Raw genomic sequence first — 22,549 nt, forward strand, 5'->3', positions numbered from 1 at the left:
AAGAATTCGAATGACCAGAGACCGTTCAATCCTTTTCATTTCGTTCCTCCTCGAAAAGATGAAAATCCGGCTTTTGGAAAAAGACGACCTTAATGTTCTTGCCGGCGATTTCGAATTCCGTGCGGATCTCGGAGATCGGATTCGGCGCCGTCGCGGGACGCGGGAAAAGAAGGAAGGCGGCCAGGAGCGCCGCGGCCGCGCCCGGAATTAAGGCCAACAGCCAAGGTCGGCGTCTATCCGATCGCTCCGCCCGAGAAGTGAACCTATCCGACGCTTCCCGAATCCGGCGATCCAGGGTGGGCGGAACGTCGCGTTGGACGCTCCGGACCAGCTTGGCGATGCTTTCGTCGAGGCGTTCGTCGCTATTCATGCGTCACTCCCATAATGGTCTTGAGGGCGGTTCGGGCTTGGAACAGAATCAGTTTGATGTGGCCCTCTTTCAATTTCGCGAGGTCCGCGATCTCGGCGATCGAGAACCCGCTCTCATAGAACAGAAAGAAGATGTCACGCTCGCGGGGCTTCAGTTGGGCGGCATACCGATAAACCTCGCCCACGGCGCCGCCCGGGCTGCCCGCGGCCGAAGCGGCGATCTTGTCGGGCTCGGGCAGCGATTCGGTGCGGCGGCGTTTCTTGAAGTGGGTCCTGATCTCGTTATGGGCGATCCCGAAGATCCAGGCCCCGAAAATCTCGTCTCGCCGGAAGGATCGGAAGTATTGCAAACCGTGCAGGACCGTTTCTTGGAAGACGTCATCCGCGTCCGGCGAGAAATTTAGGGACTTGAGGATGTAGTTGTAGAGTTTGGGCTTCAGCGGAGCTAAATAGTCCCAGAATAGACTTTGCGAAGTCTCCATCCTCCCCCTCGCGAGGATCGCCTGATCTCCGAATCCCCGCCTCGTCGCCTCAGCCAGGCCGTTTAAGGCGGCAATGGCCGCAATAGGGGATTGGGTCTTCACATACCTTATATAACGGACGGCGGGAAAAGGTTAGCGACGGAGTCCGATGGGCGGAAATCCGCCCTTAAGTCGATCCGCCCGCGGCTCCCGCGCCGCGGACGCAGGGAACGTCACCGGAGCCCGATCTTGAGGCCGATCGGGCTCCGGTGTCACCGGAGCCCGATCTTGAGGCCGATCGGGCTCCGGTCGACGCTTCGGCTTAAAGCCCCATCTCCTTGATGATATGGGTCGCGCCGGAGAACTTGTCGGTCACCCACAGCACGTAGCGGATGTCGACGCTGATCGAGCGCTGATACTCGGGGATGATGTAGTAATCGCCGACGACGCTCTCATAGGACATGTCGAAGATGATCCCGATCTGCTCGCCCTTGGCGTTCAGGGTCGGCGAGCCGGAATTGCCGCCGGTGACGTTGGTCGTGTTCATGAAGCAGGCCACGATGTCGCCCATGGCCTTGTCGCCGTAGCGGCCGAAGTCCTTGCCCTTCCAGAGCGCCTTGACCTTTGCCGGCACCGCGAAGGGGAAGACGCCGGTGTCCTTGTCGATGACGCCTTTGAGGGTGGTCATGGGGGTGTACTGGACGGCGTCGCGCGGCGAGTAGCCCATGACCGGGCCGTAGGTGAACCGGATGGTGCCGTTGGCGTCCGGGGGATAGGTGCCCTTCTTCATTTCCAGGATGGCGGCTTCATAGCCCATCTTGAGGTCGGCGCCTTCGCGGCCGAAGCCCTTGCTCTCCTCGCGGATGATCTTGAGCTCCGTTTCCATGGCCGCCGCCAGCTTCAGGAACGGATCGTCGGTCGCCGCCAGTTGGGCGGGCTTGAGGCCGAGCACTTCGAGCCGCTTTGCGCTGTCGCCCAGCTTGGTCGCGGCGTACATGGCGTCGATCCTGGCGGCGACTTCGGCGTCCGAGCCGGCCACCAGGGCCCGCAGGCTGGGCGGCCACTGGGCCGCGTCCGGCCGGGTGGCTTTAAGCCGTTTGAGGGTCCACTTCATCAGCTCCCGGTCCGTGGCGAAAACATAGCCGCGCTCGGCTAGGCTTATGTTCTGGCGCAGGCCCGGCATGTTCCGCTCCTGGTAGGCCGCTTCGCGGTCTTTATCGGGCTTTTGCAGCTCGGGAACGGCCCGGACTAGGGTATAGGCCTGGTTCAGGATGGTCGATCCGCCGAGGACACCGTTCAGGGCCGCGCTGCGGGCGGCGAAAGCCTTTTGCTTCTCGAGGTAGGCGTTGAGGTCGGCCGCGACCTTGCCGTACTTGGCCGTCCGGGCGGGATCGGCCGCGATCCAATCGAGGAGGACCTTCTCCTGCTCCGCCTTGCGGGCGATCAGGTCGAACTTCTGCAGGCCCTCGAGCTTGCCCTGCGTATTCTTGAGGCCGTTGTAGAGGCCTTTGACGCGGGAGGCGTAGCGGATCTCGACTTCCTTGTCGGCCTTGCCGGCTTGCTCATAGAACGCGATCAGATCCTGGGTGTCCTTGATCCGCTGGCCCATCGAGTCCATGTCGGCCTTGAGCTCGCCGAAGGCGTAATTGCGGTACGTCCGTCCGGGGTAGCCCATAACGAAGGTGAAGTCGCCTTCCTTGTACCCGTCGAGCGAGGCCTTGATCCAGACTTTGGGCTTGTAGGGAATATTGGCCGGGCTGAAGTCGGCCGCGTTTCCGTCGGGCGCGACATAGGCCCGCAGGAAGGAGAAATCGCAGGTGTGGCGCGGCCACATCCAGTTGTCGACTTCGCCGCCGAAGTTGCCCAGGGACTGGGGTGGGGCGTAGACCAACCGAATGTCCCGAATCTGTTTGAAGGTGTAGAGGTAATAGGCGTTGCCGCTGTACATGGAGGCCAGAGTGCAGCGGAGGTCCTTACCGCCCTTTTCGCCGGCCGCGATGAGGTCCTTCTGGGCCTTGTCCAGGGCGTCGTAACGCTCCCGCGGAGTCATTTTGGGCTTGAAGTAGGCGTTGACCTTGGCCGTGACGTCTTCGTAGCCGAGAAGGACGCCGGCCTGGTAGCCCTGGGCCTGGATCTCCTTCTCGCGGCCGGGAGCGATGAAGCCGTTCTCGATGTAGTCGTTCTCCTTGCTCGAGGCCCGTTGGATGGCGCCATAGGCGACATGGTGGTTGGTCAGGATGAGGCCTTCGGGAGAGACGAACTCGCCCGTGCCGCCGCCCAGGTTGACGACGGCGCTCATCAGGCCGGAGCCGTCCTTTTTGAACAGATCGTCCGGGTTCATCTGCAGGCCGAGGGCCTTCAGGTTGAGGTCTTTCATCTGATGGGGCATCCACATGCCCTCGTCGGCCCGGCCGAGGAATCCGACGAGCAGGATGAGTCCGAGAATCGCGATCCATTTCTTTTTAAGCATGACGGCCTCCGGTTGGGGGTGAGCGTTCGGCGGGGCGGGGGAGCCGCTGCCGCAGGCATCTATTGTATGACGATCGGCCCGGCGCCGTCCACTGATCTCCTCGTTTTGCGGCTCGCCGCTCGGCGGCGACTGGCCGAAGGGAGCCCTGAATTGCAGCCTAGCTTCGGGATCAGAGGCTCGGAAATCCAGGGTTCCCATTGCCGGCGATTCCCTCTCCCCACCCGCAACGAGATGGAATGGCGCGGAGTTAATAGGTTGTGATCACAACAACAAGATATATCGTTACAAAATATTTGGTTGCACTCGGTCCTCTGAATCGGTAATATCTCTCGTCTTGAGCCAAACCGCGATATAACATGATGACCGGAAAAAAGCTGAATCGATCGATCGGCAAAGTCGGAAAGACGCTGCCGGCCGCGATTTTTGCCATATTTATGGCCTTAACGCCCCTCTTTCCCATGGACGGCGGAACGCGCACGCTCTCGGGCGACCGACGGCTGTCTCTCTATGTCCTCAACAACCGCGAGCGGATCGAGATCGACTACTGCTTGGACGGCGTCTATGTCCCGGTGGCTTTGTCCATGATCGACCGCCTCCTCCGGGACCCGTTAAATGGCGGCGTCAAATCTATCGACCCCAAGCTCCTTGACCTGCTCTACGAGCTTCATGCCAAGGTCGGCGCAACCGGACCATTTACAGTGGTTTGCGGCTACCGTTCACCCCAGACGAACGCCGCTCTCCGGGCCCACAATCCCGCCGTGGCCGAGTATAGCCTGCACATGGAAGGGAAAGCCGTCGATATTCAGCTTCCCGGAGTCCCCCTTCAAACTCTCTATAAAGCCGCCTTGGATATGAAGGCCGGCGGGGTCGGCTATTATCCGAGATCCGGGTTCATCCACGTGGATGTCGGTCCGGTTCGCACTTGGTGACCGGCGGCCACGCCGATTTTCCCCTCCCGGCTCAACGCCCTGTCGCGGGGAGCGGGGCCGGCGGAATATCCCCCCCCAGCGCTTGGGCGAGTGCGGCATCCCGGCCATAGATATCCTTCCGAAAGTGAATGGCGCCGTCCGGTTCCCGCCAAGCCGTAAGATAGACGATATAGACCGGGAGGGGGTCGGGGATGGAAAGCATTTTATTCGCGCCTCCGTCGATAGCCGCCTGGAGGCTTTCTTTTGTCCAAGCCGGGTCGTTGCGCAGGAGCGCGACTGCCAGGTCAAGCGGCCAGGCGATCCTAATGCAGCCGTGGCTGAAGGAGCGCGTAGACTGTTGAAAAAGCTCCCTCTGCGGGGTGTCGTGCAGGTAAACCGCCCACGGATTGGGGAACAGGAAGGCCAGCCGTCCGAGCGAGTTCAGGGGACCCGGGGCCTGAAGGACGCGGTACCGGAAATTCGACTCGTTCAGGGCGTTCCAATCCACGGCCGACGGATCGATCTCGGACGCCCCAGCGCCCCAGCCGTCATACAGCTTGTAGCCCCAGCGGCGGAAATAGCCTGGCTCCCGCTTGACGTTGGCCACTATTTCCTTGGCTGCGATCGTGGCCGGGACGTTCCAGACGGGGTTGACCTCAATTGTCGTCATCATCTCTTCGAAGACGGGGGTTTGGGCCGCGTTGGACCCGACGACCACCCGCATATCGAGGGTCACGGATCCATTCTCGACCAGATCGAGGTGGAAGGCCGGAATGTTGATCATGAGGTAGCGGCGGCCGAAGTCGCGGGGCAGCCAGCGCCAACGCTCCAGGTTGACCTTCAGCTGGGTCAGCCTCTCTTCGGCCGAAACGTTGAGCGAGGCCAGCGTTTCCTGGCCCACGACCCCGTCCGGGGCGGTCCCGAGGCGGGTCTGGAAACGACGGACCGCCGCCGCGACCGTATCATCGTAGACGTCCGCCGCCGCCGCAGGACCCGCCGCGGCGGAGCCCGCGGCCAAGTCGCCGCCTAAAGCCAGCCTCTCCCGCAGCGCCAGAACCCGCGGCCCGGAGTCCCCGGGTCGGATCGAGGGGCCGATGGGTACCGGCGGCCAGCCCCCCCGGGCGACGACGTTGGTGAGTTCCCGGAGGGCTTCCCGCAGGCTCGCGTATTCCGGTCGGGAGGGTCGCAAGGTGTCCAGGGCGCCCGCCACGTCGCTCATATTCAGAGCCCGTCGCAGCACCGCTGCCGCGTCAGGGCGGTTCACTTGGATGAACCATTCCGACTCGATCATAGCCGGCTCGACGGTCCCGGAGGCGAGATGCGTGGCCAGCAGGATGAAGGCATCGCTCAGCAAGAGATCGAGGTCGGCCAGCCGGAGGGCCGAATCGCCGGCCGCGCCGCGCCGGTCCGTCTGCACAGCATCCAAAGCCGAACGGATGGGCTCGAGATGATAGGCGCCGCTCTTCAGCCCGTCCAGCCAAACTTGGGCTAGGACCCTGATCATGTCGTCAATGTTGGCCAGCGGCATCCCGTCCCGGGTCCAGGCCGGCTCGTACATCCGTCGTTCATAAAAGCGCTGTAAGGCCTCCGATCCGACCAGGCAATCCCCGTTGCAGACCAGGCCTTCCCCTCGCGGTGAGACGGCCAGGCGTTCCCGGATGACGACGGCCGTATCGACGGGATCAGAGGGCGGGGGGAAAGCCTTTGCGGCGATTGACGGAAACGGCCGGGCGGCGATCAAGGCCAAGAGGGCGAAGCGGCAAAAATTCTTCAAATTCCATCCTGAAACATTGGTCTGCACGAAAACAACTCCCTTTTTTAATTTTCGCTATCCAGGCCGGCTTGTCAAGGGCGGCGCTGCTTTTTCCCTCCTTGAAGACGGGGGGCCGTTTCGCTTATGATCTGGGCTTTCCAAGGAGAAAGCCGTGTCCCGATCCAACACTTGTCGACGCGCACTCGCCCTTGGCGTCTTAATCGCCTTCCTAGTTGTTGCCGGGCCCCCGATTTTGGGGCAATCCGCCGGCTTTACCCCCGCATCCGCGACGCCCCGGCAGGTCCGCGACCTGCGCGTGAATAATTTCATCCTGATGATCCCCGACGGCATGGGGACCGCCCATGCGACCCTCGGGCGCTGGTACAAGTTCATCAAGACGGGCGACAACCGGCTGGTCTTCGACGACCTGGCCTGCGGCTTCGTCCGAACATATTGGGCGACCGGCCTGATCACGGATTCGGCTCCCGCGGCGGCGGCCATGGCCACGGGCTTCAAGACGTCGGCTAGCATGGTCTCTGTGCGCCCGACCAAGGTGACCATGCCGGGCGTGCAGGCCTTGGGCGAAGGCGAGGCTAATACCCCGGTCGCCACCGTTCTGGAAGCAGCCAAGGCCCGCGGCTTCGCCGCCGGCCTGGTGGTGACCTGCGAATTCCCGCATGCCACTCCGGCCGGGTTTTCCAGCCATTACATCCAGCGCAGCGCCATGGATCTGCTGGCTGAGCAGCAGGTCTACCAGGGCATGGACGTCGTCCTGGGAGGAGGCCGAAAATACCTCGATCCCAAGTCCCGCAAGGACAAGGAGGATCTGGTCCGGGTCCTCCAGGATCGCGGCTATCGGTATCTGACGGATCCGGCCGAGCTGGCTTCCGCCACGGAAAGCCGGATTTGGGGGGCCTTCGCCGAGACCAGCCTGGCCCGGGATTTGGACCGCGACCCGGCTAAGGAGCCGTCGCTCGAGGATATGACGAAAAAGGCCTTGACCGTCTTGTCACGCAATAAGAAAGGGTTTTTCCTGATGATCGAAGGGAGCCAAGTGGATTGGGGCGCCCATGTCAATGATCCCGTCGGCACCGCTTCCGAGATCCTGGCCTTCGAGAAGGCCGTGGCTGCGGTTCTGGCGTTCGCCCGGCGCGACGGCCATACGGCGGTGATCATCGCCGCGGATCACAGCACGGGCGGGCTCAGCATCGGCAACCCGGACGTCGGCGACTTGCCGTTGGAGCGGTTCGCCGGAGCGATGAGCAAGCCCACGGCCACGCCGACCAAGACGGCGGCCGTGATCCTGGCCGATCCGCAGCCGGCCATGGATAAGGCCCGCCTGGCGGTCGCCTCCCTGCTCGGGATCGATGACTGGAAGCCGGCCGAAATTCCCGAGTTCGAGTCCTTGCTGCAGGAGAAAAACGCCAAGAAGCTGGAGATTTTTCTGGCCAGAGCCCTATCCCGGCGGGCCGGGGTCGGCTGGGTCTTTACGGGCCACGGCGGTGAGGACGTCGGCTTGTACGGCTACCACCCTCGCGGCCCTCGGCTCTCCGGGGTCGTCCAGAACAGCGACATCGCGCTTTATATCGAGATGTGTCTGGGCTTGGACCTCAAGGGCCAGACGGCCGATCGCTTCGTCCGGGCGGATGCGGCCTTCGGGCCCGTCGGCGCGGAGTTGACCGTGGACGTGGGGGATTCGGAAAACCCCGTCCTGGTGGCGACGGCCAAAGGGCGGAGCTTGCGCCTGCCGGTCAACAAAAGCGCGGCCCTGCTAGACGGCCGCCCGGTCGAGCTGGACGGCGTCGTGGTCTGCACCTCCGTGATCGGCGGAAAATCGGCGCCCGAGCCCAAATACTGGTTTGTGCCGCGCCGCGCTGCGGCGCTACTAAAATAGCCCGGCCCGGTCGTTTACTTCTTGAGCTGGGTCAATCCGGTAATAAACTTGGGCGCCCGCTTGAATTCGTCGAGGACGAGCTGGCCGTCGACGAACCGGCAGGTGGCGTCCTCATAGATTTTCGCTTCGCCCCGGCCCTTGGCATCGACGTCCAGGATGACGACCATGAACATCAGGCCCGAATAAGGCGTCTGGGCTGCGCCCAGCTCGAGGCGCGCATTTTCGGCGATGAGCTCGATTCTTTGGCCTTTGTCCGTTGGGGTCGCCCTGGCCGCATGGAACTCGATGTTCATGCCCCGGCCGCCGGTGACGCGGAGCGAGCCCTTCTTCAAAGCCCGGAAGGCGGCGTGAAATCCGGCTTCGCCCTGATCGCTGTAGGCCTTGATGATTCCAAGGATCTCATCCGCTGTCGAGTAGCCGAGGATTTCGATGTTGATGGTCAGAACCGGATCGGATTTCCCGTCGTTTTCAGTGAAGTAACGTCCTCGGTATTTCGTCTGGCCTATCGAGGGCAGGGTCAAGGCGATCACGGCGAGTGCGATCAACGGAAGCGTCAGGCGGGAACGGCGGCTCAGAGACATCGGGACGAGCGCCTATTTCTTGACCTTGGCTTTGACTTGGGTCAGTCCGGTAACGATCTTGGGGGCCCGCTTGAACTCGTCGAGAACGAACTCGCCGGTCGAAAGGACGCGGCAAGTGGAATCCTCGTAGACTTTGCCTTCGCCCTTGCCGTTGGCGTCGACTTCAAGGATGGCGACCAGGAACATCATGCCCGAGGGGGTTCTCATCGAGGTCGATCCGAGCGAGAAGGCGGTGTTCTCGGCGATGAGCTCGATCTTCGTCCCTTTATCCGAAGGAATCTCCCGGGCGGAGTGGAAATCGATGTTCATGCCCCGGCCGCTCATGACGCGAAGCGACCCCTTTTTCATGGCCCGGAAGGCCGTGTGGAAAGCGGACTCGCCCCCCTCGTTGTAGGCCTTGACGAGAGCGGTGATTTCCTCGGGCGTCGAGTAGCTGAGAATTTCGAAGTTGACGGTCAGGATGGGATCGATCGAACCGCCGCCGCCGGTCAGGTAACGGCCCCGAAATGTGATTTGGCCGAGTGAGGGCAAGGCCAGGGCGATCACGGCGACGGCGATCAACGGAAACATCAGGCGGGAATGGCGGTTCAGGGACATCACATCCTCCTTGCGGTCCGAGGGCGGTTAAAAGCACCCCCGTGTGTCTCCATGGTAAGCCCCCCCGGAAAGGCTGTCAAGGTCCGGGGCGGAATTGATTTTTGGCCGGTTTGGAATATAGTAATTGGAATCATCGCCGTCTGAGGAGTCGCTATGATCCGTCGCATCCCCCTTCCCGCCGTCTTTCTGGGCGCCGCGGCCCTTCTGTCCGCCGCCTGCGTCACCCGAACCGCCTCCGACTATCCCGTCAAGGACGTCCCCATGACCGCCGTCAAGCTGAGCGGCGGGTTGTGGGGCGCCCGGCAGGCGACCGACATCGCCGTCACCATCGGCCACCAGATCGAGGAGAACGAGGCCACCGGGCGCATCCGGAACTTCGAGGCCGCCGCTGCGACCCTGAGAGGCGAAAAAGGCGGCAAGTTCGCTTCCCACTACGCCTTCGACGACTCGGACGTCTATAAAACCATCGAGGCGGCCGCCTATGTCCTGATGCTCAAGCCCGAGCCCGGGCTCGACAAGAAGCTGGACGAATGGATTGCCAAGATCGCTGCGGCCCAGGAGCCGGACGGATACCTCTACACCGCCCGCACGATCGACCCCGCTCACCCCCATCGCATGTCCGGGCCGGAGCGCTGGGTCAATCTCAAGGACAGCCACGAGCTCTACTGCCTGGGCCACCTCTACGAGGCGGCCGTGGCCCACCGCCAGGCGACCGGCAAGAGGAATCTCTTCGACGTTGCCGTCAAGAGCGCCGATTTCATCGCCGCGACTTTCGGGCCCGGCGAGAAGCAGAACCACCGCGTCCCCGGCCACGAGGAGATCGAGCTGGGTCTGGTCAAGCTCTACCGGGCCACCGGGAAGGAAGCCTACCTGGACCTGGCCCGCTACTTCATCAACCAGCGCGGCAACGCCGTCGGGCACGAGCTCTACGGTGAATACGCCCAGGACCACAAGCCCGTCCGCGAGCAGACCGAGGCCGTCGGGCATGCCGTCCGGGCCGCCTATCTCTATTCCGGCATGGCCGACGTTGCCGCCCTGACCGGGGACGCCACCCTGATGACCGCTTTGGATGCGATCTGGGAGGATGTCGTCAATAAAAAGCTGTATCTGACCGGCGGCATCGGGGCGGCGGGCGGCTGGGAGGGCTTCGGCCCGGCCTACGACCTGCCCAATCCGAGCGGCTACGCCGAAACCTGCGCCACGATCGCCTACGCCCTCTGGAACTACCGCATGTTCAGGGCCAAGGCCGACGGCAAGTACATGGATCTTTTCGAGCGGGCGGCGCTCAACGCTTTTCTCTCCGGGTCGGGCATGAGCGGCGACCTCTACTTCTACCCCAACCCCCTGGCCTCCTTCGGCCAGCATGAGCGGACGCCCTGGTTCACCTGCGCCTGCTGCCCGCCCAACGTGGCCCGCTTCATCGCCGAGATAGGCGGGTTCGCCTACGGCACGGCCGGCGACAAAGTCTACGTCAGCCTGTATGCCGCGGGGACGGCGACGGTCGAGACCGCGGCCGGGTCCCTGACTATCGCGCAGACGACCGACTATCCCTGGTCCGGAAACGTCTCGCTCAAGATCGCCCCCGTCCGGCCGGCGTCGTTGACGATCCTCCTACGGGTCCCGAGCTGGGCCCAGGGCCGGCCTCTGCCCGGCAATCTCTACCGCTACGCCGACGCCGCGGCCGAGCCGGTGACGATCAAGGTCAACGGCCAGGCCGTCCCCGTCGTCGTCGAGAAGGGCTTCGCTCCCGTGGCCCGGAAATGGAGCGCCGGCGACACGATCGAGCTGTCGCTGCCGATGCCGGTGCGGCGGGTGCTGGCCAACGAGGCCGTGGCTTCCGACATCGGCCGGACCGCCGTGGAGCGCGGGCCTCTGGTCTATTGCGCAGAAGGCGTCGATAACGGCGGACGCGTGGCCGGCCTCGTCCTGGAGGACGCGGCTGCGCTGACGGCCGTGCCGAAGCCGGACCTGCTGAACGGACTGACCGTCATCACCGGGCCGGCGACCGCCATGGAGATCAAGGCCGGCAAGATGATCGGCCGGCCCCAGCCGCTCCAGCTCATCCCATATTATTCGTGGGCCCATCGCGGCAAGGGCGAGATGGAAGTCTGGCTGGCCCGCGAGCCCGGCAAGGCCCGGCCGACCCCGGAGCCGGGGCTGTCGGCCAAGGCCAAAGTTTCCGCTTCGGAGGGCGCCCAGAAGCTGGCCGGGCTCAACGACCAGTACGACCCCGAGCGATCCGACGACGCCGTCGGATACATGCACTGGTGGCCCAAGAAGGGCACCCGGGAGTGGGTCGAGTATGATTTCGCCAAGCCGGTCCGGGTCTCGGAGATGGGCGTCTATTGGTTCGACGACACGGGCGGCGGCGAGTGCCGGGTGCCTGCGATCTGGACCGCGTTTTATAAGGCCGGCGCGACTTGGGTCCCGATCAAAGCCGGGGATCCCTACGGCACGGCCAAGGATGCTTACAACACGGTCCGCTTCGCCCCTGTGACCACCACCGGGCTGCGGCTGGAGATTCAATTGCCCGAGAAGTATTCGACGGGGATCCAGGAGTGGAAGGTCAAATAAGTGGGCTCGGGCTATGGGGAGCCAAACACGCTCACGCCCCCAGCGAGGGCGTTCGCTCCGCCAGCTCGGTCGCTCCCGTCCCAATCGGGGACGATCCGTACCCGATTGAGACGGACCGTGCCCGCTCCCTCGCCGATGGGTTTGGCCTCCCCATAGCCCTCGCCCTAGTATAATTTCACCTTTTCAGACTTTTGCGTGTTGCTGATTGATCGTATGCTCTTTCGAATTCGAGAGGATGAAGGAGAAGATCATGACTAAGCGTTCAATGTCCCGAATGATAAGTGTTGGCGTTCTTGTCGGGCTGGCGCTGGCCGGCGCGGCGTTCGGCCAAGGCAAGGCCGTCCCCAACGCCATGATCAACGGCTCGTTCGAGGATCTGGCCGCCGGCGGGCCCAAAGACTGGCGAAGCGTCAACTGGGAGGCCAAGGCTGAGTTCGGACTGGACGACGCCATCGCCCGCTCCGGCCTGCGCAGCGTCCGCATCTCTTCGGCCGCCGGCGCCGATGCGTCCTGGCAAGTCATCGTCCCCGTCAAGCCCTTTGCCAAATACAAGCTCAGCGGCTGGATCAAAACCCAGGACCTCGTCCCCGGCGCAGGCAAAGGCGCGCTCATCAACCTGCACGGGCTGGACGTCATGACCACCGCCTTGAGCGGGACGCGCGATTGGACCCGGGTCGAAGTCGCCTTTGACACGGGCCGGAACGACGCCGTCTCGGTCAACTGCCTGTTTGGCGGCTGGGGCAAGTCCGTCGGCACGGCCTGGTTCGACGACCTGGCCTTGACCCTTGTCTCGGCCCGGACCCTCAAGCCCGAGGCGGTGATCGACGCGGCCGCGCTCCGGACGCCGATCTCCCGATACATCTACGGCCAGTTCATCGAGCACCTCGGCCGCTGCATCTACGGCGGCCTCTGGGCCGAGATGTTGGAGGACCGCAAGTTCTTCTATCCGGTCGGCGGCAAGGAATCGCCCTGGAAGGCCGTGGGCGAAGCCGGTAACGTGCGGATGAACCCGGTCCTGCCCTATGTCGGGGTCCAAGCGCCCGAGATCCGGATGAAGGGCGACGGCACGCCCGGCGGGCTCGTCCAGGAGGACCTGGCCGTCGTTGCCGGGAAATCATACGCCGGCCGGATCGTCCTGGCCGGCGATCCCGGATCCGTTCCTATCGAAGTCAGCCTGATTTGGGGCCCGGGGGCAGCCGATCGGCAGACCATCGAGCTGCGGGACGTAGGCGTCGATTACAAGACCTTCCCGCTGGCGTTCACCGCGGCCGCGTCGAGCGACAAGGCCGGCCTCCAGATCTCCAGCCGGGGCCGGGAGGCTTTCCGGGTGGGCCCTGTTTCGCTGATGCCGGCGGACAATGTCGAAGGCTTCCGTCCCGACGTCCTCAAGCTGCTCAAAGACCTCAATTCGCCCGTCTACCGCTGGCCGGGCGGCAACTTCGTCAGCGGCTATGACTGGCGGGACGGCTTGGGCGATCCGGACCGCCGGCCGCCGCGCAAGAACCCGGCCTGGCTCGGGGTCGAGCCCAACGATGTCGGCATCCACGAGTTCCTGCGGTTCTGCGAGCTTGTCGGGACCGATCCTTATATCACCGTCAACAGCGGGCAGGGCAACGAGAGCCTGGCCGCCGACGAGGTCGAATACGTCAACGGCCCGGCCGACTCGACCATGGGCGCCCGGCGGGTCAAGAACGGGCACCCGGCGCCCTGGAAGGTCAGAATCTGGTCGATCGGAAACGAGATGTACGGCGACTGGCAGCTCGGCCATATGCCGCTCCCCGATTACGTCATGAAACATAACCGGTTTGCCAACGTCATGTGGGTCAAAGATCCCTCCATCCGGCTCGTCGGTGTCGGGGCGGAGGGCGATTGGAGCCGGGGCATGTTGGCTGGGAGCGCGGCCTCGATGGATTACCTGAGCGAGCATTTCTACGTCGGCTCGCAGCCCGGGCTTCTCGGCCACGTCGACCAGATGCCGCGCGAGATCAAGCGGATCGCCGACGCTCATCGGGCTTACCGGAAAGCGATCCCGGCCCTTAAGAACAAGACCATCCCGGTGGCCTTGGACGAGTGGAACTATTGGTACGGCCCGCACGTCTACGGCGAGCTGGGGACCCAGTATTTCCTGCGCGATGCCCTGGGGGTAGCGGCCGGCCTGCACGAGTACTTCCGCAACTCCGACATCTTCTTCATGGCCAATTACGCCCAGACCGTGAATGTCATCGGCGCCTTGAAGACCTCCAAGACGGCCGCCGTTCTCGACACGACCGGATTGGTTCTCGAGCTCTACCGGAACCATTACGGCACTATCCCGGTCCGCGTTTCGGGGACTCCCGAACCGCTCGATGTGGCTGCGGCCTGGAAGGACGCCAAGAAAAAGATCCTGACCGTGGCCGTGGTCAACCCGACCCGGACGGCCCAGAAGCTGCCGTTGATTTTCAAGGGCCTCAAGCTTCCCGAGACGATCAAGAAGTACATCATTACCGGTGCCGACGAGATGGCCTGTAACGTTCCGGGCCAGGCGCCGGGCGTCAAGATCACCGAATTGGACGGCGTCGAGATGGGCACGACATTGAACCTTCTTCCCTTGAGCGTGACGATCTACGAGATCGCGGTCAAATGATGAATAGGGGGCAGGTCTTAAGATATTAGTTTCGAATTGCCGTTGGGCGGCAATCTTGACAAAAAATGTCGAGAGTTAGCTTATATCTTAAGACCTGACCCCTCCTTGAGGCGGCCCGCGGGTCGTGCTATCCTACGGCGTTTTCCCATGAGCCGCCAAGCCGCCCCTAACGCCGCCCCGACGAGAGGCGGGCTTCTGCGCTTCTGGCTGCCGCTCGAGGCCACTTGGCTGATGATGGCGGCCGAGGGGCCGTTCCTGGCGGCCGTCATCGCCCGCCTTCCCGCCGCCAAGGAGAACTTGGCCGCCTTCGGCGTCGCCGCTTCCCTGGCCTGGATCATCGAATCGCCTATCGTCATGATGTTGTCCGCCTCCAACGCCCTTTGCCGCGACGGGGTCGCCTATCGCAAGCTCCGGCGCTTCTCTTTCGCCCTCAACGCCCTGGTCACCGCGGCCATGACCGTCCTCATCCTGCCGCCCGTTTTCGACCAGGCGGCCAGGCGCGGCCTGGGATTACCGCCCGATGTCGCCGCCCTGGCCGGCCGGGCGATGATCTTCCTCGTCCTCTGGCCGGCGGCGATCGGATACCGGCGTTTCTATCAGGGAATCCTCATCCGGGACGGCCGTCCGCAGGCCGTCACTTGGGGGACGATCGTTCGGCTTTCGACCATGACCGCGACCGGGCTCATCTTGGCCCTGGTTATCCGCCTGCCCGGTGCCAGCGTCGGCGCCGGGGCGCTGGGCGCCGGCGTCTTGGCCGAAGGCGCCGCCAGCCGATTCATGGCCCGCAAATCCGTTCGCGCCCTGCTGGCGCAGCGGGATAAAGAGTGCCGCTTCGGCCTGAGCCTGACCCGGTCCGGCATTCGCAAGTTTTATGCGCCCTTGGCCATGACCTCCTTCTTGTCGTTCTTCATCAACCCGCTGACCACGTTCTTCCTGGCCCGCGGCCGGCGCCCGATCGAATCCCTGGCCGTCCTTCCCGTCGTCGTCGGGCTGGTGTTCCTCTTCCGCACGGCGGGCATCGCCCTGCAGGAGGTCGTGATCGCCCGTCTGGAGGAAGACGGGGGGAACCTTCGCCCGATGGCTTTCTTCTCGGCCCGGCTCGGGCTGGCGGCATCGGCCCTCCTGGCCGTCGTCCTGTTCAGCCCGATCGGTTCGATCTGGTACCGCAGCGTGTCCGGGCTTCCGGCCGACTTGGCCGCTTTCGCCGTCTGGCCGGGGTGCTTCCTCGTCCTCCTGCCGGCTCTTGAAGCGTATCTTTCCTATCAGCGCGGCGTCCTGGTCAAATCGCACCGCACTCGGCCGATCAGCCTGGCCGTTTCCGCCCAATTGATCCTGACGACGGCGGTCTTCGTCCTGCTCATCATCCCCCTCAAGATGGTCGGCGCATTGGCCGTCGGGCCCGCCCTGACCGCGGGCTACCTGTCGGGGAACGCCGTGCTCTACCTCCTGCGAGGCAAGCGCGGCCTTCTTCGCGCGCCCGAGCCGTTCGTTGCCGCTCCCCCCTCGACCCCGATCGTTTAAGGCCCGTCCTTTTCCCGTGCTTTGTCCGGACCGTGATAGAATTGTCCACGTTCCCGAAAACCTGATTCTTCTGCGGAGGCATTCCCGTGACCCGAGCCCGCCTGATCGCTCTCGCCTCGCTGCCGGCCCTGTTGGGCGCGCTCTTGGCCGCCTGCGCCAAGCCGCCCGCGCCGCCGGCCGCCGTTTCGGATTACCCCATCCGGCCCGTGCCGTTCACCCAGGTCAAGGTCGACGACGCCTTCTGGGCCCCGAGGATGGAGACGAACCGGGCCGTGACCATTCCCTTCGCCCTGGACAAAAACGAGGAGACGGGGCGGGTGGACAATTTTCGCAAAGCGGCCGGGCTGATGAAGGGCGCCTTCCAGGGCAAGCGCTACAACGATTCCGACGTTTACAAGGTCATGGAGGCCGCTTCCTATACGCTCATGTTGAAGCCCGACGCCGGCTTGGCGAAGAGGCTCGACGACCTGATCGCCGTCATCGCCAAGGCCCAGGAGTCCGACGGCTACCTCTACACCAACCGGACCATCGATCCGCGCCATCCCGCGCCGGGGGCCGGGCCCAAACGGTGGTCCAACCTCCGGGTCAGCCACGAGCTCTACAACGTCGGCCATATGTACGAAGCGGCGGTCGCGCACTTCCAGGCCACTGGGAAGCGCACCTTCCTCGATGTCGCGATCAAAAACGCGAACCTGCTCGTCCGAACCTTCGGCCCCGGCCGGCGCCGCGCCTTTCCCGGCCATCAGGAGGTCGAGATCGGGCTGGGCAAGCTGTTCCGGGTCACCGGGACAATCGCTTATCTCGACCTGGCCAAGTTTTTCCTCGACGAGCGGGGCCATTATTTCCAGGGCGAACGGCACGCCCCCGATGACCCCTTCGCCGTCTACGACTCGGACGAATACCTGCAGAATCACAAGCCCGTCCTGGAGCAGGTCGAGGCCGTCGGGCATGCCGTCCGGGCCATGTATATGTATGCCGGAATGGCCGACGTGGCCGCCTTGGGCGGGCATCCCGACTATGTCAGGGCCATCGACCGGTTGTGGGAAAACGTGGTCGGTAAAAAGCTGTACATCACGGGTGGCGTGGGCGCCCGGGCCGAGGCCGAAGCCTTCGGGGACGCCTATGAGCTGCCCAATCGAACCGCGTACACGGAAACGTGCGCCGCCGTCGGCAACGCCCTGTGGCAGGAGCGGCTCTTCCTCCTGCACGGCCGCTCGGACTACGTCGACGTCCTGGAGCGAGTGATGTACAACGGCCTGCTCTCCGGCGTCTCGCTCGACGGCACGGCCTTCTTCTATCAGAATCCCTTGGAGGCCGACGGCAAGACCGCGCTCTACCAGGGCCAAGTCGGGCGCGCGCCCTGGTTCGAGGTCTCCTGCTGTCCGCCCAACATCTCCCGCTTCCTGCCATCCGTTCCGGGTTACGTTTATGCCAGCAAGGACGACATCCTCTACGTCAATCTGTTTATGACCAATACGGCGACGATCGGTCTGGCCGGGCATAAAGTCGCCATCGCCCAGGAGACGCGCTATCCCTGGGACGGCACGATTGCGATCGCGGTCGACCCCGACTCGCCGGCTGAATTCGCGCTCCACGTCCGCATCCCCGGCTGGGCCCGCAACGAGCCCGTGCCCACCGATCTCTATCGGTACCTGGATGCCGGCGTCGAGGCTCCCTCGCTCCGGATCAACGGGACCGCGGCGCCGATCGATCTGCTGGACGGATACGCGGCCATCCGCCGCCGCTGGTCCAAGGGGGATCGCGTCGAGCTGCGCCTGCCGATGCCGGTCCGCCGCGTCTTAGCCAGGGAATCGGTCGTCGAAGACGCCGGCAAAACCGCCGTCCAGCGCGGCCCGCTCGTCTTCTGCGCCGAGGGTGTCGATAACGGCGGCCGGGCCCTGGACATTGTGCTGCCGGATGAGTCGGCCTTTGCGGCCGCTTTCGAACCGGGCCTGCTTAACGGAGTGGTCGTCCTGCGAGGCCGCTCCGCCCGAAAGGCAGGGGGAGGCGAGCGGGAAATCGTCCTGGTGCCCTACTACGCCTGGGCCAATCGCGGCGCCGGCGAGATGAAAGTCTGGTTCCCACGCCGCTAACGGATGACGAAGGACGCCGATACGTTGCCGAGGGCTCCCGAGCCTATGTCCTCGGCGTAGAAGTAAAGCGTGTAACGCCCCGTCGGAAGCCCCGCCGTCGAAATCTCCACGGCCTGAACAATGGTCTCGCCCAAGGTCGTCGCCGTCGAGGCCCTTACCGAGAGCGATTGCCGCCGCCCGGTGGCCGAGTCGAGCAGGACCGTCCGCAGCGCCACCCGCGAGGAAGACAGCCGATCGACGGTCAACGGCAGCAGGACCCGCAGGACCGGCGTGCCCGCCGGAAGGGCTCCCAGCAACGGCTCTTGGGCCGACGCGTCGAACGGGTAGAGGGCGGTCCAGCCCGTCGCCCCCGCCTCTTCCTTCCGGCCGGAGATTTTGCCTTCGAGATAGACAGCCCGGGCTCCCGGGCCGAGTAAAAGCGGGGTATGCAGGCGAAGTCCTCCGGCGGCGGGCGCGGGGACGAAGACCCGGGCCGTGGACACGGCGGCCACACCCGTGTCGAGGTCGCGGATGATGACCCGGCACTTGTAGGCGCCGCGGGCCAGGGTCATCCGGGAGGCGAAGATGACAGCGCCGGCCTTGAGGCGGGCCGTTGCTTCCTCGCTCCGGCGCAGATCGACCAGATCGTCGCGCTCGTCGTAGACCAGAGTCACGATCTCGGCCTTGGCCCCGGTCAGTCGTTCCGTCGATTCCGCCGGCAGTCGGGTCAGCAGGACCGCGTTGTTGGGTGTGCCGGCCGGTCCGGCCAGGACGGCCGAAGCGGCCGGCAGGGGGGCCTGGAAAAGCGGCGCATCCGACATCGCCAGGTCGAGCAGATGGAGGCGCTTCTCGAGGTCGCTCAGGTCGTGGAACGGCTTGGGGTTGAAATACCCGGCCTGGGTCCGGACCTCGAGGCCTTTGCCGCGGACCTCGACCTTCAGCGGGTGATAGGCCCCGTCCCAGACTTGGGAGATCGGGTAGCCTAGGACGTAATAAGTGCCCGTCAGGGCTTCCAGATCGGCCAGGTTGCGCTTGAACTCGTCGATGTTGCCGTAGAATCGGCCGCCTGTCGCGGTCGACATCCGCCGTAGCGAGGGCATCCCGGTCAGCGTGTCGTTTCGGATGATCAGATCGTTGTTCTGGTGAACCCCGTACTCGGTGAACAGGTCGCGGAACCGGGTGATGAACGTTTCTTCGTCGTAGGCGAACAGCGACGGCACCATGGCCGCCTCCCGAATGTCGAAGGCGAAGACCGAGACGGAGGCCGAGCCGAGCTCCTTCAGCATGGCCTCGTGCAGGGTCCGCAGGACGTGGTCGCCGGCGTCGTACATCGACTCTTTCCCGGCCGTATTGCCCTGGGGTGTGCCGGCCTGCTGGCCGTAGATGAGGGTGTAGGCGATGCCGGAGGAGAAGAGGATCAGGTTCTTCTGGCCGGGCACATACCGGAGCCCGCGGGCCAATCCCGTCATCTCCTCGATGAAATGCTCGGCCTGGCTCTTGGTCTCCTGGCGGCGCCAGTGGTAGAGGGGCTGCTCCTTGACGCCCTCCGATTGGACTTCCTGCAGCTCGCCCTTGGGGACGATCTTGATGGTGCCTTCGGTCGCCTGCCGCCAGTACTCCTGCTCGATGTCGTCGCCGCGGCCCGAGATGCCTTTGACGCCGACGTCGACCACGGCCCGCCGGACCTTGGCGTGGTCCGTGGTCAGGAACTCGTGCACGACGAGCCCCCGCGTCAGCGAGAAGGAGATCAGCCCGATCTCGTCCCCGGGCGCGATGCGTTCGTCCAGGAGATGGAGGGCCGCCTCCTGGGTCATCCGGACGCCGCGCTGGTTGTTGTTGGCGAAATCGAAGAAGAGCAAAAACTTGCGGGGCAGGCGGGGTTTCGTCTCCCCGGCGGCCGGCTTCTCGGGCGGCCCCGCCCCCGCCTTCGCTGCCGTCGTTGTCATGGGCGTTGCTGCTGGGAGCGACGCGGATGACAACGACGACGTAGGTTTCGTCGCCGTCGAGGTCATAGGCGTTGCCGTTGACGGCAATGCAGATGACAGCGACGACACGTGCCGCTCGAACTCGGTGATCGCGACCGGCTGCCCGGCGTCGCTGAGAGAGAAATCCTCCCGGGTCAGGCCGGGGACTGGACGCCCCTGGCGGTCGGTGACGAAGACTTGAATGAGCTTGAGCGTGACATTCACGTCGTGGCGGATCGGCTTCGGAAGGCGGACGGCTTGATCCTGGGCCTCGGCGCGCAAGCCCGGAAGGAGTCCGGCCAGGATCAGCGCGGCGAGAGCCGCCGCTGCCCTGACCCGGAATCTCCCGGCCCCGCTCATCTCAAGATTAAAGGAACCGAGACATGGGCCATGGCGCCCGAGTTCGTATCCTCGGCGTAAAAATAGAGCGTGTAGCGCCCCGCCGGCATCCCGATCGTCGGGATGTCGAACGTCTGGATGATCGTGTCGGCGAAGGCCGTGCGCCCGGCCGGCATGATGGTCAGGCTGTATCGTTCGGCCGTCGCGGTGTTCAACAGGGCGGCCCGAAATGCCACCCGGCTCGTCTCCAGGCCGACGACGGTCATCGGCAGGAGGACTCGCAGCGTCGGGACGGCGACCGACAGCGGCCCCATGAGCGGCTCGTGCTCGGCCGGGCCGAATGGGTAGAGGGCGGTCCAGACTGCCGCCGCGGGGGCTCCCGGCTTGGCCGACAGCCGGCCTTCGATATAGGCGGCATCGGCTGCGGGGCCGAGGAGGAGCGGCGTATGGAGCCGGAGCCCGGACGCGACGGGGGGCGGCACGTGGGCCGGGCAGGAGGCGACCGCCGCCGCGCCCGTCTCCAGGTCGCGAACGACGACGCGGCATTTGTATTCGCCCGGCAGGAGCGACGCCGTGGAGATATAGAAGACGGGCTTGTCGAGGTAGCCCGAGAGCTTCTCCTCGGCCCGACGCATGTCGGCCAGCCGGTCTTCCTGATCGAAGACGAAGGTCACGATCTCGGCCTTGGGTCCGGTCAGCCGTTCGGCCGCGTTGGCCGGGAGGCGGGCGAGCAGAATAACCTGGTCTCTTCCCGCGCCCGGCAGGCCCGGCCCGACCAGGGCCTGCAGCGATCCGAGAAGCGGCGTCTGGTAGAGGGGCGCCTCGCTCAAAGCCAAGTCGAGCAGATGAAGCGTTTTCTCGAGGGTCGAGTATTCGGTGAACGGCTTGGGGTTGAAAAAGCCTTTCTGGGTTCGGACTTCCAGCCCTTTACGTGCGACCTCGACTTTGATCTCATGGAAGGCGCCGTCCCAGGCCTGCCCGACGCTGTAGCCCAGCACATAATAGGACCCGGTCAGAGCCTGCAGGTCGGCCAAATTGCCTTCGTACTCGTTGATGTTTCCGAAGTATTTTCCGCCGGTGTCCTTGGACAGCTTGGTCAGGGAATAGCGCCCGGTGATGTTTTCGTCCTTGAGCACGGCGGTGGAGTTCTGGTAAGCGCCGCCCACCGTGAAAATGTCGCGGCTGGTCTTGGAGCCGAAGGTCTGTTCGTCGTAATCGAAGAGCGTGGCCGGCTTGGCCGACTCCCGGGTATCGAAGGAGAAGATCGAGCTGTTCGAGGCGCTCAATTCCTTGAACAGCGCCTCGTAATCGGTGACCAGGACGTGATCGGGGGGCTCGAACTTGGACCGGTCGGTGACGCCGCTCGAGCCCATCGGTGTGCCGGCCTGGCCGCCGTAGAGGAGCGTGCTGGCGATGCCGGTCGAGAAGAGGAGCAGGTTTTTGTGCCCGGGGACATAGCGGAAGGCCTTGGCCAGGGCGGTCAGCTTGAGGATGAAGGCCCGGGCCTGGCTTTTGGCGTCCTGCCTTCGCACCGACAGATCGCGCGATAAATCGGGCGCGGCCCCTCCCTCGGCGGCCAGCCGCCAGTATTCCTGCTCCACGTCGTCGGCCCGGCCGGCGCCGGCTTTGACGTTGAGGTCGGCCAGGGCTTGGCGGACCTTGGCCCGGTCGGTGGTTAAAAACTCGTGGATGGTCAGGCCCTTGACGACGGAGTAGGAGATCAGCCCGAACTCGTCGCCCTGGACCGCGCTCTTGTCCAAGAAGCTCAAGGCGGCAGCCTTGGCCTTTAGAGCGCCGCGGGGGCTGTTGAAGGCGAAATCGATGAACAGGAAGAACTTGCGGCCTAGGGTGGGCTTGGCCTCGGGGGCAGCTGCCGCCGCCGGAAGCGCGGCTTCGGGCTTGGGCTCGGCCGGAAGCTTCGGGAGCTTTGAAGGATCGAGGGCGTGCCGCTCGAACTCGGTGATGGAAACGGGTTGGCCGTTGTCGGTAAGAGTGAACTCGTCCTTCCGCAGGTCAAGGACGGGCTTGCCCTTTTTATCGGTGACGTAGACTTGGACCAGCTTCAGGCCGACTGTGACCTCGTGCTGGAGGGGCTTCTGGGTCCGGATGACGATTTCCTGCCCGGCCGCCGACGACTCCGGGACAAGGCCGGCGGAGCCGAGTGCGACTAAAAACGCCAGGAGGATCGAAAGATTCTTTACGCTGGGAAGAAGTGTCCGAGGTGAGCTTGGCAATCGTTTTTCCTTATATTTCCATAGTATAGCAGAACCCCTCGGGCGGGCGCGAACCTCCGACACTCGGTTATTAAGCAAGAAATATGCCCGGATTCCGGCCGGCGTCCTTGACACTCGCGGTCCGCCGACGATATGCTGGCCGCGCTTCGCCTCCCGGCCGCCGCCGGGAGGGACTATCGAGCCGGAAGG

The 22,549-nt window shown here is 64.4% G+C and carries 14 protein-coding genes; 6 read left to right on the forward strand and 8 right to left on the reverse strand.

The genetic code is table 11. The features are described from left to right. Window positions 1-25 precede the first annotated feature (25 nt). The 3 genes from NTZ26_00880 to NTZ26_00890 all read right to left on the reverse strand — a co-directional run bounded on the left by NTZ26_00880 (window position 26) and on the right by NTZ26_00890 (window position 3,300). Window positions 26-370 carry a hypothetical protein gene (locus NTZ26_00880; GenBank protein MCX6559042.1) on the reverse strand — a complete coding sequence of 115 codons (345 nt, stop codon included), beginning with the start codon at window positions 368-370 and terminating at the stop codon, window positions 26-28. Beyond that, complete coding sequence (locus tag NTZ26_00885) at window positions 363-851, reverse strand: sigma-70 family RNA polymerase sigma factor (GenBank protein MCX6559043.1); 489 nt, start codon at window positions 849-851, stop codon at window positions 363-365. The genes NTZ26_00880 and NTZ26_00885 overlap by 8 nt, the downstream gene beginning before the upstream one ends. A gap of 301 nt (window positions 852-1,152) precedes the next feature. Beyond that, a complete protein-coding gene (locus NTZ26_00890; protein ID MCX6559044.1) occupies window positions 1,153-3,300 on the reverse strand; it encodes a S46 family peptidase in 2,148 nt (715 codons plus the stop codon). Between the two features lie 356 nt (window positions 3,301-3,656). Between NTZ26_00890 and NTZ26_00895 the strand changes: the two genes are divergently transcribed. Then, window positions 3,657-4,229 carry a YcbK family protein gene (locus NTZ26_00895; GenBank protein ID MCX6559045.1) on the forward strand — a complete coding sequence of 191 codons (573 nt, stop codon included), beginning with the start codon at window positions 3,657-3,659 and terminating at the stop codon, window positions 4,227-4,229. Window positions 4,230-4,260: 31 nt separating this feature from the next. Here NTZ26_00895 and NTZ26_00900 read toward each other — a convergent pair whose 3' ends face one another. After that, the gene (locus NTZ26_00900) at window positions 4,261-5,982 is read right to left on the reverse strand and encodes a L,D-transpeptidase family protein (protein MCX6559046.1); all 1,722 of its coding nucleotides are present in this window, start codon (window positions 5,980-5,982) and stop codon (window positions 4,261-4,263) included. A gap of 151 nt (window positions 5,983-6,133) precedes the next feature. On the opposite strand from NTZ26_00900, the gene NTZ26_00905 reads away from it, so the two are divergent. Next, window positions 6,134-7,855, forward strand: coding sequence for an alkaline phosphatase (locus NTZ26_00905; GenBank protein ID MCX6559047.1), 1,722 nt, complete (start codon window positions 6,134-6,136; stop codon window positions 7,853-7,855). 14 nt (window positions 7,856-7,869) lie between these two features. Here the strand turns inward: NTZ26_00905 and NTZ26_00910 are convergent, their stop codons facing one another. After that, a complete protein-coding gene (locus tag NTZ26_00910) occupies window positions 7,870-8,436 on the reverse strand; it encodes a hypothetical protein (protein ID MCX6559048.1) in 567 nt (188 codons plus the stop codon). Between the two features lie 12 nt (window positions 8,437-8,448). Further along, window positions 8,449-9,033 (reverse strand): hypothetical protein, encoded by a 585-nt coding sequence (locus NTZ26_00915; protein MCX6559049.1) that lies wholly within the window; start codon window positions 9,031-9,033, stop codon window positions 8,449-8,451. A gap of 153 nt (window positions 9,034-9,186) precedes the next feature. On the opposite strand from NTZ26_00915, the gene NTZ26_00920 reads away from it, so the two are divergent. The 4 genes from NTZ26_00920 to NTZ26_00935 all read left to right on the forward strand — a co-directional run bounded on the left by NTZ26_00920 (window position 9,187) and on the right by NTZ26_00935 (window position 17,844). Beyond that, the gene (locus NTZ26_00920; protein ID MCX6559050.1) at window positions 9,187-11,607 is read left to right on the forward strand and encodes a glycoside hydrolase family 127 protein; all 2,421 of its coding nucleotides are present in this window, start codon (window positions 9,187-9,189) and stop codon (window positions 11,605-11,607) included. A 250-nt stretch (window positions 11,608-11,857) separates the two neighbouring features. Continuing rightward, window positions 11,858-14,230 carry an alpha-L-arabinofuranosidase gene (locus NTZ26_00925; protein ID MCX6559051.1) on the forward strand — a complete coding sequence of 791 codons (2,373 nt, stop codon included), beginning with the start codon at window positions 11,858-11,860 and terminating at the stop codon, window positions 14,228-14,230. 147 nt (window positions 14,231-14,377) lie between these two features. Continuing rightward, window positions 14,378-15,751: a hypothetical protein gene (locus NTZ26_00930; GenBank protein MCX6559052.1), complete on the forward strand. Its 1,374-nt coding sequence runs from the start codon at window positions 14,378-14,380 to the stop codon at window positions 15,749-15,751. 86 nt (window positions 15,752-15,837) lie between these two features. After that, complete coding sequence (locus NTZ26_00935; protein ID MCX6559053.1) at window positions 15,838-17,844, forward strand: glycoside hydrolase family 127 protein; 2,007 nt, start codon at window positions 15,838-15,840, stop codon at window positions 17,842-17,844. Here the strand turns inward: NTZ26_00935 and NTZ26_00940 are convergent. After that, a complete protein-coding gene (locus tag NTZ26_00940; protein ID MCX6559054.1) occupies window positions 17,841-20,147 on the reverse strand; it encodes a VWA domain-containing protein in 2,307 nt (768 codons plus the stop codon). The genes NTZ26_00935 and NTZ26_00940 overlap by 4 nt on opposite strands. After that, a complete protein-coding gene (locus NTZ26_00945; GenBank protein ID MCX6559055.1) occupies window positions 20,144-22,360 on the reverse strand; it encodes a VWA domain-containing protein in 2,217 nt (738 codons plus the stop codon). Before NTZ26_00945 ends, NTZ26_00940 begins: the two co-directional genes overlap by 4 nt. Window positions 22,361-22,549: the final 189 nt, after the last annotated feature.

The sequence above is a fragment of the Candidatus Aminicenantes bacterium genome (genome assembly GCA_026393855.1).
Lineage (GTDB): Bacteria > Acidobacteriota > Aminicenantia > Aminicenantales > UBA4085 > UBA4085.

Coding starts and splice junctions, on each gene's coding strand:
- NTZ26_00880 (MCX6559042.1), bottom strand. CDS start 370: ATGAATAGCGACGAACGCCTCGACGAAAGCATCGCCAAGCTGGTCCGG.
- NTZ26_00885 (MCX6559043.1), bottom strand. CDS start 851: ATGGAGACTTCGCAAAGTCTATTCTGGGACTATTTAGCTCCGCTGAAG.
- NTZ26_00890 (MCX6559044.1), bottom strand. CDS start 3,300: ATGCTTAAAAAGAAATGGATCGCGATTCTCGGACTCATCCTGCTCGTC.
- NTZ26_00895 (MCX6559045.1), top strand. CDS start 3,657: ATGATGACCGGAAAAAAGCTGAATCGATCGATCGGCAAAGTCGGAAAG.
- NTZ26_00910 (MCX6559048.1), bottom strand. CDS start 8,436: ATGTCTCTGAGCCGCCGTTCCCGCCTGACGCTTCCGTTGATCGCACTC.
- NTZ26_00915 (MCX6559049.1), bottom strand. CDS start 9,033: ATGTCCCTGAACCGCCATTCCCGCCTGATGTTTCCGTTGATCGCCGTC.
- NTZ26_00920 (MCX6559050.1), top strand. CDS start 9,187: ATGATCCGTCGCATCCCCCTTCCCGCCGTCTTTCTGGGCGCCGCGGCC.
- NTZ26_00925 (MCX6559051.1), top strand. CDS start 11,858: ATGACTAAGCGTTCAATGTCCCGAATGATAAGTGTTGGCGTTCTTGTC.
- NTZ26_00930 (MCX6559052.1), top strand. CDS start 14,378: ATGAGCCGCCAAGCCGCCCCTAACGCCGCCCCGACGAGAGGCGGGCTT.
- NTZ26_00940 (MCX6559054.1), bottom strand. CDS start 20,147: ATGAGCGGGGCCGGGAGATTCCGGGTCAGGGCAGCGGCGGCTCTCGCC.